Annotated in this window: 20 protein-coding genes; 6 read left to right on the forward strand and 14 right to left on the reverse strand. The window is 35.5% G+C overall.

Translation table 11 applies throughout. The features are described 5' to 3' along the window. Positions 1–61 precede the first annotated feature (61 nt). Both ACEN2H_RS07125 and ACEN2H_RS07130 read left to right on the forward strand, forming a co-directional pair. Positions 62–949, forward strand: coding sequence for a bifunctional 5,10-methylenetetrahydrofolate dehydrogenase/5,10-methenyltetrahydrofolate cyclohydrolase (locus ACEN2H_RS07125; RefSeq protein WP_441731629.1), 888 nt, complete (start codon positions 62–64; stop codon positions 947–949). Next, positions 933–1,385, forward strand: coding sequence for a DUF1801 domain-containing protein (locus ACEN2H_RS07130; RefSeq protein WP_441731630.1), 453 nt, complete (start codon positions 933–935; stop codon positions 1,383–1,385). The genes ACEN2H_RS07125 and ACEN2H_RS07130 overlap by 17 nt, the downstream gene beginning before the upstream one ends. On the opposite strand, the gene rluF is transcribed toward ACEN2H_RS07130, so the two are convergent. The 4 genes from rluF to ACEN2H_RS07150 form a co-directional block, all read right to left on the reverse strand. After that, positions 1,386–2,198 (reverse strand): 23S rRNA pseudouridine(2604) synthase RluF, encoded by an 813-nt coding sequence (gene rluF, locus ACEN2H_RS07135; RefSeq protein ID WP_441731631.1) that lies wholly within the window; start codon positions 2,196–2,198, stop codon positions 1,386–1,388. 101 nt (positions 2,199–2,299) lie between these two features. Continuing rightward, positions 2,300–3,148, reverse strand: a complete 849-nt coding sequence (locus tag ACEN2H_RS07140) for an alpha/beta fold hydrolase (RefSeq protein ID WP_441731632.1) — start codon at positions 3,146–3,148, stop codon at positions 2,300–2,302. Positions 3,149–3,186: 38 nt separating this feature from the next. Beyond that, on the reverse strand, positions 3,187–3,966 hold the full coding sequence (locus ACEN2H_RS07145) for a zinc ribbon domain-containing protein (protein WP_441731633.1): 780 nt from the start codon (positions 3,964–3,966) through the stop codon (positions 3,187–3,189). 3 nt (positions 3,967–3,969) lie between these two features. Continuing rightward, complete coding sequence (locus tag ACEN2H_RS07150; RefSeq protein ID WP_441731634.1) at positions 3,970–5,064, reverse strand: Nif3-like dinuclear metal center hexameric protein; 1,095 nt, start codon at positions 5,062–5,064, stop codon at positions 3,970–3,972. 112 nt (positions 5,065–5,176) lie between these two features. On the opposite strand from ACEN2H_RS07150, the gene lpxK reads away from it, so the two are divergent. Continuing rightward, on the forward strand, positions 5,177–6,184 hold the full coding sequence (gene lpxK, locus ACEN2H_RS07155; protein WP_441731635.1) for a tetraacyldisaccharide 4'-kinase: 1,008 nt from the start codon (positions 5,177–5,179) through the stop codon (positions 6,182–6,184). Then, positions 6,174–6,986 carry a purine-nucleoside phosphorylase gene (locus ACEN2H_RS07160; protein WP_441731636.1) on the forward strand — a complete coding sequence of 271 codons (813 nt, stop codon included), beginning with the start codon at positions 6,174–6,176 and terminating at the stop codon, positions 6,984–6,986. The genes lpxK and ACEN2H_RS07160 overlap by 11 nt, the downstream gene beginning before the upstream one ends. A 5-nt stretch (positions 6,987–6,991) precedes the next feature. On the opposite strand, the gene gap is transcribed toward ACEN2H_RS07160, so the two are convergent. From gap to recF, 10 genes are all read right to left on the reverse strand, one after another. Next, positions 6,992–7,987: a type I glyceraldehyde-3-phosphate dehydrogenase gene (gene gap, locus ACEN2H_RS07165; RefSeq protein WP_441731637.1), complete on the reverse strand. Its 996-nt coding sequence runs from the start codon at positions 7,985–7,987 to the stop codon at positions 6,992–6,994. A gap of 106 nt (positions 7,988–8,093) precedes the next feature. Further along, on the reverse strand, positions 8,094–8,963 hold the full coding sequence (gene lipA / locus ACEN2H_RS07170; RefSeq protein ID WP_441731638.1) for a lipoyl synthase: 870 nt from the start codon (positions 8,961–8,963) through the stop codon (positions 8,094–8,096). 525 nt (positions 8,964–9,488) lie between these two features. Next, positions 9,489–10,040 carry an RNA polymerase sigma factor gene (locus ACEN2H_RS07175; RefSeq protein ID WP_441731639.1) on the reverse strand — a complete coding sequence of 184 codons (552 nt, stop codon included), beginning with the start codon at positions 10,038–10,040 and terminating at the stop codon, positions 9,489–9,491. Then, positions 10,031–11,137, reverse strand: coding sequence for a glycosyltransferase (locus tag ACEN2H_RS07180; RefSeq protein WP_441731640.1), 1,107 nt, complete (start codon positions 11,135–11,137; stop codon positions 10,031–10,033). Before ACEN2H_RS07180 ends, ACEN2H_RS07175 begins: the two co-directional genes overlap by 10 nt. A gap of 73 nt (positions 11,138–11,210) precedes the next feature. Then, positions 11,211–11,825, reverse strand: coding sequence for an FMN-binding negative transcriptional regulator (locus tag ACEN2H_RS07185; protein WP_441731641.1), 615 nt, complete (start codon positions 11,823–11,825; stop codon positions 11,211–11,213). A 31-nt stretch (positions 11,826–11,856) separates the two neighbouring features. Then, positions 11,857–12,876 (reverse strand): UDP-N-acetylmuramate dehydrogenase, encoded by a 1,020-nt coding sequence (gene murB, locus ACEN2H_RS07190; RefSeq protein WP_441731642.1) that lies wholly within the window; start codon positions 12,874–12,876, stop codon positions 11,857–11,859. A 184-nt stretch (positions 12,877–13,060) separates the two neighbouring features. Continuing rightward, positions 13,061–14,128 carry a glycosyltransferase gene (locus ACEN2H_RS07195; RefSeq protein ID WP_441731643.1) on the reverse strand — a complete coding sequence of 356 codons (1,068 nt, stop codon included), beginning with the start codon at positions 14,126–14,128 and terminating at the stop codon, positions 13,061–13,063. Positions 14,129–14,137: 9 nt separating this feature from the next. Continuing rightward, positions 14,138–14,815: a DUF2461 domain-containing protein gene (locus ACEN2H_RS07200; RefSeq protein ID WP_441731644.1), complete on the reverse strand. Its 678-nt coding sequence runs from the start codon at positions 14,813–14,815 to the stop codon at positions 14,138–14,140. Between the two features lie 48 nt (positions 14,816–14,863). After that, complete coding sequence (locus tag ACEN2H_RS07205; protein WP_441731645.1) at positions 14,864–15,253, reverse strand: rhodanese-like domain-containing protein; 390 nt, start codon at positions 15,251–15,253, stop codon at positions 14,864–14,866. Between the two features lie 73 nt (positions 15,254–15,326). Continuing rightward, on the reverse strand, positions 15,327–16,406 hold the full coding sequence (gene recF / locus ACEN2H_RS07210) for a DNA replication/repair protein RecF (protein WP_441731646.1): 1,080 nt from the start codon (positions 16,404–16,406) through the stop codon (positions 15,327–15,329). Between the two features lie 244 nt (positions 16,407–16,650). Here recF and ACEN2H_RS07215 point away from each other — a divergent pair, with 244 nt between their 5' ends. Continuing rightward, positions 16,651–17,424, forward strand: a complete 774-nt coding sequence (locus tag ACEN2H_RS07215; protein WP_441731647.1) for a tetratricopeptide repeat protein — start codon at positions 16,651–16,653, stop codon at positions 17,422–17,424. 106 nt (positions 17,425–17,530) lie between these two features. Beyond that, positions 17,531–18,106, forward strand: a complete 576-nt coding sequence (gene ribH / locus ACEN2H_RS07220; protein WP_441731648.1) for a 6,7-dimethyl-8-ribityllumazine synthase — start codon at positions 17,531–17,533, stop codon at positions 18,104–18,106. Positions 18,107–18,213: the final 107 nt, after the last annotated feature.

An 18,213-nucleotide genomic window follows, 5' to 3' on the forward strand; every position in this document is an offset into this window, starting at 1 on the left:
AACCACTAAAGGCTCAATTTTTAAAAAATCAGAAAATTGTACTTTAAATAACTTTTAAAAAATGCAACTACTAGACGGAAAAAAAACAGCGGAAGATATTAAGAGCGAAATCGCTACCGAAGTGCAAATAATTAAGGATAAGGGAGGCAAAGTACCACATCTAGCGGCAGTACTTGTTGGTAACGATGGCGCTAGTTTAACTTATGTTGGCAGTAAAGTTCGTTCTTGCAAACAAATAGGATTTGACTCTACTTTAGTAAGTTTGCCAGAAACGACTACTGAGGCAGAACTGTTAGAAAAGATAAAGGAGTTGAATTCAGATGACGAGTTAGATGGATATATCGTTCAGTTGCCTTTACCCAAACATATCGATGAGCAAAAGATATTGATGGCTATTGATCCTGATAAAGATGTAGATGGATTCCATCCTGCTAATTTTGGAAAAATGGCTTTAGAAATGGAAACGTTTTTACCAGCAACTCCTTTCGGAATTATGCAATTATTAGAACGTTACAAAGTGGAAACCTCAGGTAAGAACACTGTAGTTATTGGACGCAGCCATATAGTAGGTCGCCCGATGAGTATTTTAATGAGTCGCAAAGGCTATCCTGGTGATTCAACAGTGACTCTTACGCACAGTAGAACTAAAAATATTGAGGAGTTTACTAAAAACGCTGATATTATTATCACCGCTTTGGGAGTGCCCAATTATCTTAAAGCTGATATGGTGAAGGATGGAGTAGTGATTATTGATGTTGGAATTACCCGAGTTCCTGATGATTCAAATCCTAAGGGCTATGTGATCACTGGGGATGTTGATTTTGAAAATGTCAGTAAAAAATCCTCTTTTATCACTCCAGTGCCAGGAGGAGTAGGACCAATGACTATTGCGATGTTATTAAAAAACACACTTTTGGCAAGGAAAATGAGAATTGCCAAAAACAACTAGAAATACACTAGCCTATTCGAGAGAATGGGCTTTTATTATTATGGAAAACGGACAAGAGATACAATGTAAGACAGTAGATGAATTTCTAGGTTATCTACCCCAAAGCGAACTAGAAATAGTCCTTTTCTTGCGCAAAATTATTTTCGAATGCATGCAAGACTGTAAAGAGAAATTAACCTACAATGTTCCTTTCTACTACCGTCATTCTAGAATTTGTTATATATGGCCAGCCACAATTCCTTGGGAGAAAATGTCTAAATCTGTTGGTATTGGTTTTTGTAAGGGAGATTCCTTTTTAGATGAAACTTTTGAAAACACAAAATTCACTTTCAATTCAGTTGACGAAGTTGATGTCGCGTTATTAAAGGAAAAAATTCAGGAGGCTATTTTGATAGATGAAAAAATTGTTAAAGCAAGAAGACGGAAAATACAATAATTAATAATCTCCTCTTCCTTTAAATCTCGGATCATCCCTTTTGATGAATTCAGTTCTTCTTTTTGGCGCTTCCTCTTTTTGAAAACTCGCTTCTTCCGTTTTGCTAGAAGGTTCAATTAGTGCATTTAATTCTTTTATTTCGGCATCAGTCAAATCGCGGTACCTCCCCATAGGAATATCAAGCGAAATATTAATGATACGGATCCGTTTAAGCGCCGTTACTTCATAACCTAAATACTCAGTCATTCTACGAATTTGGCGGTTTAAGCCTTGAGTTAAAATGATTTTGAAAATGCATTTACTGATTTGTTCTACTTTACATTTTCTGGTTACAGTATCTAAAATAGGAATTCCATTCCCCATTCTTTCTATGAAGCGATCCGTGATGGGTTTGTTGACTGTTACGGTATATTCTTTCTCGTGATTATTTCTGGCGCGAAGTATTTTATTGACAATATCGCCGTCATTGGTCATGAAAATTAATCCTTCACTGGCTTTGTCCAGTCTACCGATTGGGAAAATGCGTTTAGGATAATTGATGTAATCAACAATGTTGTTGCGAACCTCTAAATTTGTAGTGCATTCTATTCCGACGGGCTTATAGAAAGCTAAATAAACTGATTTTTCTCTTTTTTCACGGATTAGTTTTCCATCGATACGCACTTCGTCGCTGGGGGAAACCTTTGTGCCCAACTCCGGAACGATGCCATTGATAGTCACGCGACCTTGCTCAATGATCTTGTCGGCTTCTCGGCGAGAGCAATATCCAGTTTCTCCTATGAATTTGTTAAGACGTTTCAGGTTTTCTTCCATACCGCAAAAGTAAGACTAAATTGTTTAATCGTTTGTAGGCTACTTTGTTTATTTCTGTAAGAGGCAAGAAAGAGGCTGAATTAGCTGTAGAATAAATTAGTTTATTCAGTTTCAAATAAGAAACAGGCGATTTTTTTGTAAAGATCATCATCGTGCAAACTATGGCCTAATCCGTTTGTTTCAATTAAAATGGAGTTTTTCCAGGTGCTAGCTATCTTCTTTGCTTCTGCAAATAATACAACAGTGTCATCGGTGTCATGAGCGATAAAACCTTTCGTCTTTATTTTAGATACAAAGAGTTTTCCTGAAAAATGTTCTAATTTAAGGTCGAAACTTTTTAAATAATGGTCTGAAAGACCTTTTGATACAATAGAGTTTAAACTTAGTAACGCGATATAATTATTTAGGATTATATTAAAATCGCTGGGAGAGCCTAGTACAACTATTTTTTGGAGATCACTATTTTGATATACCGATTGGTAATACAAACAGGTTTTTGCACCTAAAGAGTGACCTATAAGATGTGTAGGCTGAAATTTTTGGAAAAGGACATGGATGAATTCTGCATATTGTGGAATGTTAAATTCCTTTCCACTTGATAAACCGTGAGCGGGAGCGTCTATAGCAATAATTGTGCTTCCTGATTCTTGTAAATAGGGTAGTATTTTTTCCCAGCGGGAAGCATTACTCTCCCAACCATGAACTAAAAGAATAACAGTGTTATTTCCCTTCCAGGTGTAGGATTGAAAATGATGACCATTATGCTGAAAAGTCTCGTTGTCGGAATTTTGAAGTACTGTGGGAAGACTAGTTTTGATTAATCGCCCTTTTCTGGGCTCGCTAAAAAGATTATAGGCAATTTGCGTAGCTTTTTCTGGAAACACAAAACTCAAAAAGTTAATATATACACCGATAGATTTGGCGTAAAATAAATATATTATTTTTTTCATAAAAAAAAGTCCCGATGTTTATCGGGACTTAAATATAATTAAAATTTAGAAAATAACTTTTCCATTTTTTCTTTTTCTTCTTCAGCCAGCACGCTGTCAACTAGTATTCTTCCTGAATGCTCATCGATAATGATTTTCTTTCTGGAGGCAATTTCTACTTGCGTTTGTGGTGGAATTGTAAAGAATGAACCTGCAGAAGCACCTCTTTCGATAGAAACAACTGCTAAACCATTACGAACGCTTGTTCTGATTCTAGTGTAAGCAGCTAACAATCTTTCTTCAATTAAGTTTTGGTATTCAGCAGATTTTTCTGTTAAAAACTCTTCTTCCTTAGCTGTTTCAGACATGATAGCGTCCAATTCTAACTTTTTATGCTTCAAATGATTAGATTTAGTTTCTAATCTTTCTTTTGATTGGGTGATTGTGTCTTTCTTGTGTTCAATAGAAGCCTTCATTTCTTTCATTTGCTTTTCAGCTAATTGAATTTCAAGCTCTTGAAACTCAACCTCTTTTGTTAAAGAGTTGAATTCTCTATTGTTACGAACAGTTTCCTGTTGTTTTGTGTATTTTTTGATGGCTTCTTTGTGCTCATCAATTCCATTCTTTTTTGTTTTGATAAGGTCCTCGATAACTTCAAGTTCACTTTTCAATTTTTCAGAACGTGTGCTTAAACCCGCAACTTCATCTTCCAAATCTTCTACTTCAAGAGGAAGTTCTCCTCTTACGTTTCTGATTTCGTCAATTCTAGAGTCAATAAGTTGTAAGTCGTAAATTGCTCTTAACTTGTCCTCAACACTTAATTCTTTCGTATTCGCCATATTCTATAAGTACTTAACTGGATTTGTATTTTCTTCAGATAAAATGATTGCAAAATTAAGGATTTTTTTCCGAAGATAGTCAACAATATAATTTTTTGTATAGCGTTCGCTTTCAAAATGTCCAATATCTGCTAAAAGGAGTCGGTTTTCTGCTTCATAAAATTGATGGTACTTCAAATCGGCGGTCAAAAAAGCATCTGCTCCAGACGAAATCGCCTTTTTTATAGCGTAACTTCCAGACCCGCCCAAAACGGCTACCTTTTTTATTGGTTTTCCTAAAAAAGACGAATGGCGGATGCCTTCCGATGTCATTTTTTCTTTGACAAATAACAAAAAATCCTTCTCATCCATGGGAGTTTCAAATTCACCTACCATTCCCAAGCCTATATTTTGATGTTTGTTTTGAAGTTCATAAACTTCATAAGCTACTTCCTCGTACACATGATTACTGAAAAGTGCTTTTAGAATATTGCTTTCCAAGTGCTTTTCAAACGTAACTTCAATTTTTATTTCATCGCCTTGCACAAATTCAAAACGTTCTCCTAGTTGCGGGTTACTGTTTTCATTACCCATATAGGTTCCGCTTCCCTTTGAACTAAAGCTACAGTCTTCATAGTTACCTATATTGCCTGCGCCGGCATCAAATAAAGCATTCCGTAGTTTTTCTGCATTTTCAGCGATGGTATAGGTGACCAGTTTTCGAATGAAATTTTCTTTTGGGATTAAAATTTTAGTGTTTTTTAAGCCAAGCGCGTTGCAAAATATTTTATTAACGCCCTCTTGGTGGTTGTCTAAAGCGGTGTGGACTGCATAAATTGCAATGTCATTTTTAATCGCTTTTATTATCGAACGCTCCACGTAATTTTTGCCCGTTATTTTTTTTATGCCTGAAAATAAAATGGGGTGAAAGCAGACTACCAAATTGCATTTTTTGGAAATAGCTTCCTCTAGTACACTTTCGAGCGCATCATGGCAAACCAAGACTCCAGTAGCTTCTGTTTCAGAGTTCCCGACTAAAAGACCTACGTTGTCAAAATCTTCAGCATACGCGATGGGAGCCATTTCTTCAAGTACGGAAAGGATTTCTTTTATTTTCATGATTTTTAGTTTAAAGTATCAGGGTTAAAGTTTGATTGATGAGTAATTGTAAACTTTAAACAAAAGGTACAAAATACTTATTTCAAAGATAATTTATTTATACTTTCGTATTATGACTTTACTGCGAAAAATACTTTTCCCTTTCGCCATTTTATATGGTTTGATTACTAATATTCGGAATTTTCTTTTTGATAGAGGCGTTTTGAAATCATATGCCTTCGATTTGCCAATTATCGCTGTCGGTAATTTAAGTGTTGGCGGTACTGGGAAAACACCACAAATTGAGTATTTAATTGGTTTACTTTCTGACAGCTATAAAGTAGCGACTTTGAGCAGGGGTTACAAGAGAAAGTCTAAAGGTTTTATATTGGCTGATGCAAGCTCAAATGCTGAGAGTTTAGGTGATGAACCGTTTCAGTTCTATCAAAAATTTGATAATATTCAAGTTGCGGTTGACGTTGATCGTAAAAACGGAATTGAACAACTGCTTTCGCAAGAGCCAAAGCCGGAAGTCATTTTATTGGATGATGCCTTCCAACATCGAAAAGTAAAGGCAGGATTTTATATTATGCTGACTTCTTTTGGTGATTTGTATTCTGATGATTTTATGTTGCCAACAGGAAATTTAAGGGAATGCAAAAGCGGAGTCAAAAGAGCTAATGTAATTATTGTTACAAAATGCCCTGCTTCGCTTTCAGTTGAAGAACAAAACCAAATTAAAGACAGCTTGAAAATAGATGACAATCAAGAATTGTACTTTACTACAATCGTCTATGATGATTGTATTTATTCAGAGAATGAAACCTTAAAAGTAAGTGAAATATTAAAAAGAGATAAATTAATAGTGGCTGGAATTGCGAAGCCAGATCCATTTTTCAACTTTTTGAAAGATAAAAATGACGTATGTTTGACTTTTGCCGATCATCATCATTTTAGTGAAAAAGACATATTAAATATTAAAAACAGATCGATAAATAAAATTATTGTGACGACGGAGAAAGATTATGTGCGATTAAAAGGAAGTGTTCCAAGTGAACAACTGTTTTACTTGCCAATAAAAAGTCAGTTTCTCGGACAAAGCGATACCTTTAATAAAACAATACTAAATTATGTGGGATAAAGTACAACAAACGGTTAGTTACATAAAGGGAGAAATTGATTTCACTCCTGAATACGGCGTAATTTTGGGGTCAGGTTTAGGGAGCTTTACTGATGAAATGAACGTTGAGTTTACTTTACCATATAATGAAATTCCAAATTTTCCGGTATCTACGGTTCAGGGGCACAAAGGTGCTTTGGTTTTTGGAACAATCGGAGCTAAGAAGGTAGTTGCCATGCAAGGACGTTTTCATTTCTATGAAGGATATTCCATGAAGGAAGTGACTTTCCCGGTTCGGGTCATGAAGTATTTAGGAATAAATAAATTGATTGTGTCTAATGCTTCTGGTGGTGTAAATCCAGGGTATAAAGTTGGGGATATAGTGATCATAAAAGATCATATCAATTTTGCTCCGGAACATCCTTTACGTGGAATAAATGATGAGCGTTTTGGGCCTCGATTTGTAAATATGAGTGAGCCGTATTCCAGAAAAATGATTGCGAAAGCTAAAGAGCTGGCAGGCAATCTAAACATTGAAGTAAAAGATGGGGTTTACCTAGGATTGCAAGGTCCTACTTTCGAAACCTTGGCAGAGTATAAGATGGTTAAGATTCTTGGTGCCGACTGTGTGGGAATGTCTACCGTCCCAGAGGTTATTGTGGCGCGTCATATGGATGTGGAAACTTTTGGTGTTTCTGTAATCACAGATATGGGAGATGAAGACAGCATTGGAACTATTTCTCACGACGAAGTGCTGGAAGCCGCCCAAAAAGCGGAGCCCAAAGTAAGGACATTAATTAAAGAGTTAATTTTACAGTATTAGGTATTTTACTTTTTTGTTAGAAGTATTAAGTCAATTATTCGAGAAGAGTACCCTATTTCATTGTCATACCAGCCCACTACTTTTACCATTTTATCGATTACAGAAGTCAATTGTGCGTCAAATACGCAAGAGTTTGTGTTGCCTATTATATCCACTGATACAATAGGGTCTTCAGTGTAATCCAGTATTCTTTTTAGACTACCTTCCGCTGCAGTTTTGAAGGCTGCATTTATTTCAGCTATCGTAACATTCCGTTTTACGTTAAAGGTAATATCGGTCAATGAACCATCAGGGACCGGGACGCGAATACCGCAGCCTCCTATTTTTCCTTCTAAGTCAGGAAAAATTTTTGATAGTGCCTTGGCTGCACCAGTTGTTGTAGGTACAATAGACTGACTAGCCCCACGTGCTCTGCGTAAATCTTTGTGTGGTTGGTCGTGCAAGCTTTGGTCTGTTGTATAAGAATGAATTGTTGTGATATAAGCTTGTTCGATGCCACAAAGCTCGTCTATCACTTTCATCATGGGCGCGGCATTATTCGTCGTGCAACTTGCATTCGATATAATGGTTTCAGTTCCGTCGAGAATAGACTCATTTACTCCTAGGACTACTGTTTTTATGCTATCTACCTCAGAAGGAGCTGAGAGAATGACTTTTTTGGCACCAGCAACAATATGTGCATTAAGTTCTTCGTAAGTCTTGTGTTTTCCTGTAGATTCGATTACGTAGTCTATATTTATGCTTTCCCAATCTAAGTTTGAAATGCATTTTTCATGAAAAAACAAAAAATGGTTGGAGTCGACTAGTATTCCCTTTTCATCCGCACTGACTTTGTATGGCAAAACTCCGTGAATACTGTCGTATTTTACCAAGTGTGCCATGGTTTTTGTGTCGGCAATATCATTTATGGCTACAACTTCAATAGTCGGATGGTTTAAAAGTAAACGAAATAGATTTCGACCAATTCTTCCAAAGCCATTTATGGCAACTCTTGTTTTCAATATTTTTTATTTAAAATCTCATATTTCAGGTTTAAAGTAGCTCAACTTGACCTAAGGGCAGGCGAATAAGCGCAGCAAACTTTAAACCTGAAACTTAAAACATTTTTTATAGAAGGTGTTTTTGTGCTTTATAAGAAGAACGAACTAAAGGGCCGCTTTCTACATGACGAAAACCTAACTCCAGTCCAAATTTTTCATAAACCGCAAATTGCTCGGGTGTGATAAACTCTTTAACTGGTAAGTGTTTTTTACTAGGTTGTAAGTACTGTCCTATTGTTACGATATCTACATTTACGGCACGTAAGTCTCTCATGGTTTGAAAAACTTCTTCTTCTTGTTCGCCAAGACCCAACATTATTCCTGACTTAGTTCTGTTGATTCCTTTTTCTTTTAGGTATCTCAACACTTCTAAGCTACGGTCGTATTTTGCTTGAATGCGCACTTCGCGAGTCAGTCTACGTACTGTTTCTACATTATGCGAAACGACTTCAGGATTAGCTTCTACAATCCGATCTATATTCCTTTCGATACCTTGAAAATCAGGAACCAAAGTTTCTATAGTAATCATAGGGTTCATTCTACGAATTGCTTTTACGGTTTCGATCCAAATGATTGAACCACCATCTTTTAAATCATCTCTGTCTACACTAGTAATTACAGCATGCTTGATATTCATGATTTTAATCGAACGCGCCACTTTTTCGGGTTCATCCCAGTCTACTGTTTCGGGTCTACCGGTCTTAACACCACAAAAACCGCAAGAACGGGTACAGGTGTTTCCCAGAATCATAAAAGTTGCCGTGCCTTCACCCCAGCATTCGCCCATATTTGGGCAACTTCCCGCGGCACAAATCGTATTCAAGCTATATTTGTCGACTAAGCTTCGAAGCTCAGTATATTTTTTTCCTATTGGTAGCTTTACCTTCAACCATTTTGGCTTTGTCGTTGGTAAAGTTTTTTCTAAAACTGTTTCCATATTTATTTTTTTCAAAGTACAAAGATAAGCAAAGGGGATTTAAAACAAGGGGTTTAGGCCCCAAGCTTTAGTATTGATTTGGTACAAAATAACAAGTCTAAATTTTAGTAGCTCTTTCCAGCTTTGCGTTTCCATTTTGCATTTAAAAATGGTTTTTTCTAAGACAAAAAGCAGCTTCTTTCAGTCGCTGCTTTTTGTCAAGAAAAAATCGATTTTTAAACACAAGGATATCCTCTGCAATCTGGGCTATGGTAGTATTTATGATATACTTTTCCAGTTTTAAATAAACATATAAAAGCAGAACCTCCCGATTCTGCTTTTGGTATAGGTGTTTGAAATTAGTTCATCTGAACCGTTACAGGCAAATTATAGGATGTTCGCATTGGTTTTGCACCAATCATTCCCGGAGTCCATTTGGTTTTCAAAGATTTCAAAACGCGTATGGCTTCTCTTCAAAATAATGCAGGGGGGAATAGATTTAAAGAATTTATAATCAAATGAATTTTTAAAATAAGAAAAGGTCAATTACCTTCTATCTCTAATAATCTCTGCCAACAACTTTTTGGCACGAAGTAACTTCACTTTTACGTTACTCAGTGGCTCGTCAATTGAATTGGCAATTTCCTGATAAGTCATTTCTTGGAAATAACGCAACTGAATCACCTCTTGATAATGGGGTTTCAATTCCTTGATGTAGCGCAGTAACTGCGACAGGTTTTGTTCTGTGATTAGCTCGTCTTCTTTAGACGGAGTGGTGTCTGCTATATTGTATGCCTTTTGGTCTTCCTTATCAGTAGTTTCCACAAAAAGGCTTGACTTTTTTTTACGAAGTAAATCAATATGGACGTTTTTAGCAATACTGATTAGCCAGGTGTTGAACTGAAATTCAGGATTGTAAGTCGCTATTTTATCAAATGCTTTCGAGAAAGTTTCAATAGTAATATCCTCAGCAGTAGTCTCGTTCTCTACGCGTTTTAACATGAAGCCATATACTTCGTTCCAATAATAATTCAAGAGAAAGGTAAAGGCGGCTTGGTCCCCCTTTTTTGCTTTTTCTAGTTGTATATTTATTTCCAATGTACTGGTTTTGAGAAGATATTTTTGATAAAGATATTAATTTGTGTAAATATAAGCACTAACTCTATAATAGGGAACCAATATTTTAAATCATTCTCCTTTAGTTTGCCTGCTGAAAAACCAACGACAATCCAAGCGCTTAAATATCGGATTGCTATTAAGCCCAATACTAATATCGATTGAAATTGAAAGGATAATAATACTACAGGAAGCGAAATAAATAACAATTGGGAGCAATAGAAAGTCCCCAGTTGCAGTTTGTCAAACTTTTTGTAATGTTTTGCCGTCGCGACGTGTCGTCTTTTTTGTGTAATCCAGTCCTTAAATGTTGTCTTGGGTTTAGAATACGTAAAGCTTTCTGGAGCATAGCTAATCGTTGTGTTTTTTCCGAAAGCGGCCTCGTTGATGAATAAATCATCATCCCCAGATCGTACTTGAATGTGGCTTATAAACCCATTTACGTTAAAAAACTCCTCTTTTTTATAAGCTAAATTTCTTCCCACACCCATATAAGGGCGTCCTACTTTTGCCCATGAAAAATATTGAATTGCGGTAAGTAAAGTTTCGAAGCGAATTAATTTATTAAGAAAAGAATTTGCTATTTTTTCATAACCGCCAAATCCCAATACAATAGTTTTCTGCATAGTAAACTGGGAACTCATAGCGGTAATCCATTCTTTGGAAGTAGGGTAGCAATCGGCATCTGTAAATAATAGATACTCTTTTTTTGCCGCTTTTATTCCTAGAGTCAGTGCGTATTTTTTGTTTCCCCAGAAAGCCTCGTTATTTTGGACTTTTACTAAACGTATATTAGAGTATTGTTTTTCAAAATCTTCAAAAACTTCTAAGGTATTGTCACTCGAAGCGTCGTCAATCAATATGATTTCAAAATCGGGATAGTCTTGTTCAGCTAGCAGTGAGATAAAGTTGGCTACATTTTCTTCTTCGTTTTTAGCACAAACAATAACCGATATTGAGATTTTTTTGGGCGTTGTTTTTTGCGCTTTCGCAAAAGCAAATTTGCCGAAAATGCCTAGATAAAAAGCGAGTTGAATGGCGACAATAAGAATAAAAAAGTAAAGAATTAGTATAAGCATCTGAGTTTTATATATTATGAAATCGAGCGCAAAGGTAATTCGCAATTATCAATTATCAATAGGTAAATTTCAATTACTTTCGGCATTTTATCATTTCTTTCGCGACAGCAATCGACTGCGCACTTTTTGTTTTTTCTAACTCCAAAATTATATTTGAATGGTCGGTGTCGTCTCGATTTTGAGACATTTTTTTTGTGGCTTGTATTTCCTGAATTTCTATTTCAAACGCCACAATTCCGCGGGTTTGTATCATAGTTTGTTCCGATAAATTGGCTATTCGAATAGGGTTGTCAGAATTTTGTTCGTATTTGTCTATGAGTTTTTTTAGAGAATCAATTACTGCTTCTCCTTCAATGATTTTAATCTTTCCGTATACATGGACCGCAATGTAATTCCAGGTGGGCACATTTTCGTGATTGTACCAGGACGAGGAAATGTAGGAATTGGGTCCAGAAAAAATTGCTAAAACTTGGTCATTGTCAGCGAATCCTTTCCATTGTGGGTTTTCTTTTGAAATATGGCCCAACAAAATTTCTTTGCCCTCTTTATTTGTGTCTAATTCAAGCGGAATGTGGGTCGCACATAATTTTCCATTAGTTTGATTGACTAGAATACCAAAACTATACTTGACCAGAAAAGCTCTGATTTCTTCTTGATTTTCGTTTTTGTAAATATCAGGAATGAACATATCTTAGTTGTTAAAGATTTTAAATCTAAAATTAGATAATATTGACTTCAGCCTCAATTTGGATACCAAATTTATTTAAAATAGTTTCTTGGATATTCTTTGAAACATCTAAAACTTCTTGTCCTGTGGCATTACCATAATTCACTATAACAAGAGCTTGGTTTTCATGGACTCCGGCGTTGCCAAAACGTTTTCCTTTAAATCCAGCTTGTTCAATTAACCAGCCAGCGGGCACTTTTACTTCGGTTTCAGAAATGTCATAATATTTCATTTCAGGGAACTGCTGGTGGATTTTTGCAAAATCTGACTTCAGCAGAATGGGGTTTTTAAAGAAACTGCCACTATTACCTAGTTCTTTTGGATCCGGTAATTTGCTTTTCCGAATCGCAATTACAGCATTACTCACCTCTTTTAAGCTAGGAGTGCTAATGTTGTTTTTTGCCAACTCGTTTGTAATGTCACCATATGAAGTGTTGATTTTGTGATTGCGTTTGGTCAATATGAAAACAACAGATGTAATAATATAGCGGTCTTTTGCCTCGTTTTTAAAAATGCTCTCTCGGTAGCCAAAATGGCATTCTTCTTTTGTAAATGTTTTTGTTTCTTGCTCTTCTAAAGAAAGTGCTTCGCAAGAAACAAATGTGTCTTTAATCTCTGTGCCATAGGCACCGATATTTTGAACTGGAGTAGTACCTACATTTCCGGGTATAAGAGACATGTTCTCTAGGCCGCCAAAGTCCTGGTCAATGGTCCAAAGCACAAATTCATGCCAATTCTCGCCAGCTTTACACTCTACCCAGACGAAATCTTCATTCTCAGAAATGATTTTTTTTCCTTTTAAATCGATATGAATAACCAAAGCTTCTATGTCTTTCGTCAGAAGCATGTTACTTCCGCCACCAAGGATAAATTTTTGCTCTAATTTATTTTGTTCCAATATGGTTTTCAATTCATCGACAGACTGAACTGCAACAAATTGTTTTGCTTTGGCTTCAATGCCAAATGTATTGTAATTTTTTAAAGAGAAATTATTTTGTATTTCCTGTTTCATAAAAGAAAGTTCTTTTTTATTGATGAATTCGAGATCCAAAAGTAAGGATTAAAATTTATTCGTATAATTTTTCATCCAGATATGCATCATAAATAATGGCATTATGTAAGGAATCATTCTGGTGTCTCCTTTTTGTAAACTCTTGATGAGTTTGTTAAAAAAAAGCCGTTAATTCCGCACATAATTAAGTGATGGTATTTGTGTTGATTAACTCGTGGTATTTATTCGCTATGATTTTCATATTGATTTTATAATCTGCGTTATTTTCAATAAATTTTCGATTAATTAGAAGGGCCTGTTCCCGTTGCGCTTTGTTTTTAAACGACCATAATAGTTCCTCGGCGAGCATCTTGGCGTCATCCAAAGCAATAAGTTGGCCGTTTTCACGATGTCGTATCCAACTTTGATTTCCTGGAATATCCGTTACTATTGGGTAACAATTCGATGCCATAGCTTCAAACAGCGATGCTGAGACTCCTTCGGTTATAGGCATACTTATGTAGAAGTTTGATGCTTGTAACAATTTTGGTAATTCTGTATTCGGTATACGTCCGGTAAAAAGGACTTTATTCTCTATATTTAATTTTTTGGCTAAATCCATTAAAACAGCTCGCTGTGTTCCTTCTCCAACTATCGTAAGGGTAAATTCTATCCCTTTGTTGTTTAAAATGGCAAAAGCTTTTAGAATGATATCATGACGGTATTCAGGCATCAATGAGCGGGTCACAATGGCGGAAATTTGGGTTGGATTAGTTGAGTTCCTGTTTTCGAATTTTACCAAGTCAATTCCTTTTGGTAATACTAGGACTTTATCCATATCAACATTGGCTTTTGCCATGGAAATGGACATGACCGGGCCCCAAGCATGTATTAGTGTCGCTTTTTTGAAAGCATAATTTTGTAATAGTTTTTTGAATGGTAAAAGAGGGGAGTTCTCGGGCCACAAATCAGTTCTTCCCTGCTGCGCTATTGCGACGGGCTTAACTCCGGATAAGGCAGCTAAGAAACCATAACTGGTAGTTCTTTCAGCAATAACCATATCAGGTTGGTGCAGTTTTATTATTTTTTTTATCTTAAAAAGGGCAAATTTGAATTCTAAAATCCGTGCTAACCTATTGAAGATGGTATTGTTTGGGGTTTTTAATTCCCAACTAATGATTTCAAAATCACCAAATTCCTTGAGTCCATTCATCCAGGTAATGGCATCGGCTCTATCGGACTCTCCAAGAAAAAGTATCTTTCTTTTTTTCATTGGCCTAAATTAAAATTCTTCAGCAGTTAGCGCCCTATTGATGAATTCATTCAAAGGTTTTAAAAGAATTAACTTTTTGCTCATTTTAGACACAAAGTCTTTTTTGGCAACTTCAGAAATATCGAAAGGTTGAGAAGTCTCAAAACTTTTTAGTTTTAACGTTTCAATCGCGGGATGGTCTTTTTCATAACCTTTCGGACCGTTTTTAAGAATACTTTTTTCGTTTCGATCAAAATCTCCAAACTCTTTTTTGAAGTTCTTTTCATTTAGAATTTCTTCTAAATCCTCATAAAAATAAGCAATTTCCTTGCGTATTTTTTTTAAGTCTTCCGCTTCAGGAGCATAAAAACCACCTGCAATGAAACTAGCCCCTTTTTCTATATGAACGTAATAGCCTGCGCGATTTTGACCTTTTGTACCCGATGAGAGCCAAACGCCCAAGTGCGACTTATAAGGGGATTTGTCTTTTGAAAACCGAATGTCGCGATTTATTCTGAAAGTGCAGTTTTTTACCTCTAGCATTTCTAGTGACGGGTCCAAAGGTTTCATGGCATCAAGAAAATCAGCAACTAATTGATGGTAGTCTTTTTTGAAAACGTCATATTTTTTTTTATTGTCTAAAAACCAATCCCTGTTGTTATTGTTTTTTAAATCTTCTATAAATTGTAGGCTGTCTTTTGAAAGCATTGTTTGGCTCTTATTAAAGTGTTTCTAACTTATCGCTGCGGCTTTATTTTACTTTTGAGAAAGACCTTTCGCATCCCATTTCAGAAAACCGCCTTCCATCTCATAAATATTCTTGAACCCCAGTTCTTTTAATTTTTCAGTTGCTTTTTTACTTCTGGCTCCGCTTCTACAATAAACAAAAACGGGTTTTGTTTTATTGTACTTTTCGGAATCTTGAACAAAGCTATCACCAAGCCAGTTTATATTTTCGGCATTTTCTATATGACCCACGTTGAATTCTTCGGGTGTACGAACATCAAGAATTTGTGGATTTTCGGTTGTCTTTATTTTTTCTGCAAAAGCTTTAGGTTCAATAGTTTTTATACTTTTTTGTGTTTGTCCGTTGCAGGATATAATGACGAAGGATGCTATTAAAAAAAATATAGAGTGAAATTTCATTTGTATTTGTTTTAAAAATTGAACAAGCTAAATTAAGTATTTTTTTAAGTACTTGAATTATTTAATGTGCTATTTACAGGTTAAAAATTTTATAAGATTGATGTGTCGATTTAACAATGGCTTCAGTTCGTTCCGGATGCGTATCTGAGATAAATAGTTGCCCGAAAGTATCGCTGTTGACCATCTCAATTATTTTCCCAACGCGGCTCTCATCTAATTTATCAAATATGTCGTCAAATAATAAAATAGGTTTTACGCCACTTTGCTTTTTCAGGAATTCAAATTGTGCTAGTTTTAAAGCAATCAAAAAAGATTTTTGTTGCCCCTGAGAACCAAATTTCTTGATGGGATGCCCATCGATTTCAAAAGAGAGGTCATCTTTATGAGTCCCAACACTGGTGTATTGTAATGTGCGATCCTTATTTATGTTGTCTTGTAAAAGTTGCAGTAGATCTTTTTCAAATAAATGACTCTCATATACTAGTTGAACGGCTTCTTCAGAACCCGTTATGGAATGATGATGCGCATTGAAAATGGGCAAAAATTGTTCGATAAATTCTTTTCTTTTTTCAAAAATATACTTTGCAAAACCGTTAAGTTGCTCATTGTAAACTGAGAGTGTGTCTTTTTCAAAAACGCGATTTAATGCAAAATATTTCAACAAAGCATTGCGTTGGCTCATTATTTTGTGGTACTGAATAAGCTGTTTTAAATAATGGGGGTCTAATTGAGATATGACACTATCCATGAATTTTCTTCGAGTTTCGCTACCTTCTACAATCAAATCTCGATCTGCGGGTGAAATGATAACCAGCGGAATGAAGCCAATATGATCCGAAAATTTATCGTAGGCTTTACCGTTGCGTTTCAATACTTTTTTCTGGCCTCTTTTTAAACTACAAACTACTTGTTCGTTTCTATCGTTTTTTATGAACTCGGCATCTATTACGAAAAATTCTTCGCCGTGTTTTATGTTATGGACGGCTAAAGGGTTGAAATAGCTCTTGCCGTAGGATAAATGGTAGATGGCATCAAGAACATTAGTTTTTCCGATACCATTTTTACCTACGAAACAAATTATTTTACCTTCGAATTCAAAATTTGCTTCGGAAAAATTCTTGTAATTGAATAGTGAAATCTTTTTTAAATACATTTTTAGGGCTTGCTGGTATAGAGGAGATTGTTGTTTTTAACTGGCTTATTGAAAGTGGGTGCAAATTATTGAAAATTATCGATATAATGAGCTTTTGAAGCTGTTCTATCGCAAACTTTCTCCGTTAATGAGCAAGGAAGGCTAGTTGTAATATGTTTTTTTTATATTTATCTATAAAATCTTAATTTTTTTGCGTCGGTTTGAATAAAAATTTTATTTTTGCGGTTCACTAAATTAAATTGAAATGGCTACTTACAGTAAAAGAGGATATAAAGCACCAAAAGAAAGAGCAGTTGATGATTCAGCTGAAAACGTAAATGTTGATGAAAAAGACAGTACAACGGCTGGTGTGTTTTCAACATTAGACGATACTGCTTCAAAAACAGAGGCTTTTGTGGCAAAAAACCAGAATTTTATTATTGGTATTGTAGGAGCAGTCGCTTTAATCACGATAGGTTATTTGGCTTATCAAAAGTTTATTGCTGAACCAAAGCAAGTGGAAGCGGCAAACGAAATGTTTGTAGCGCAACAAAATTTTCAACAAGCTACTGACGGCATTGCCAGTGATTCACTATATAAATTATCGTTAAATGGTTCTGAAGGTAAATTTGGATTTATCAAAATTGCAGATGAGTATTCAGGTACTGACGCAGGGAATCTAGCTAATTATTATGCGGGGATTGCTTTTTTAAATACAGGTAAGTATACTGAAGCGATTGATTATTTAAGTAAGTTTAAATCTGAGGATATTGTTTTAGGTGCTTTAGCAAAAGGAGCGATCGGAGATGCTTATTCGCAAAATAAACAGCCACAAGAGGCTTTAGATAATTATTTAAAAGCAGTTGCTGCAAACAAGAATGATTTTACTACGCCGCGTTTCTTGTTAAAAGCTGGTAAGACGGCTTTAGAATTAGGTAAGAAGGAAGATGCGCTGAAATATTTCACAGATATTAAGGAAAATTTTGACGCAAGTCCAGAGGCTGCGTCTGTAGATGTTCTGATTGGATTGGCACAATAGTAAAAATGATTTAAAAAAAATTACTGGTTTTAGATTTTAGATTGTTGATTCAAAATTCTATCTTTAGTATTGCAAATTAAAATTTAAATCAAAAAACTACAATCAAATGGCAACCGTAAATAAAAATTTATCTGTTTATGACAAAAATACTGTTCCAAATGCGAAATATTTTCGTTTTGGAGTAGTGGTGGCAGAATGGAATGACAATATAACAGAAGGATTGTATAACGGTGCTCATGAGGCTTTTTTGGAAAACGAAGTTCCAGCAGAGCACATTATTCGCTGGAATGTTCCGGGGAGTTTTGAACTTATTTATGGCTGCAAAAAAATGTTGCAAACTCAAAATGTTGATGCTGTAATTGCTATAGGTTGCGTAATTCAAGGACAAACCAAGCATTTTGATTTTGTTTGTGAAGGGGTGACGCAAGGAATAAAAGATTTGAATGTACAAAGTGACATTCCTGTTATTTTTTGTGTTCTTACTGACAATACAATGCAACAGTCTATTGATAGAAGTGGCGGGATTCATGGGAATAAGGGCACGGAAGCCGCCATTTCTGCTATTAAAATGGCTTTCATTCGTCAACAGGCCTCTTTAACGCATCAAAAACCTAATGGGCCTTTATTGTCCGCGGGTGCTGTGCAACTAGAAGAAGGATCGCATTTAGAACTCAAGGAATAAACACTAAATTCCGCTATATTTTACAACAATAAGAAACCTATACCATTCCATTTGGGTAGGTTTTTTTTATTTGGTTCATAGATTTAATCTAGACAGTGCACTTTTAA

Origin of the sequence: Flavobacterium sp. W22_SRS_FP1 (genome assembly GCF_052113685.1) — a bacterium.
Lineage (GTDB): Bacteria > Bacteroidota > Bacteroidia > Flavobacteriales > Flavobacteriaceae > Flavobacterium.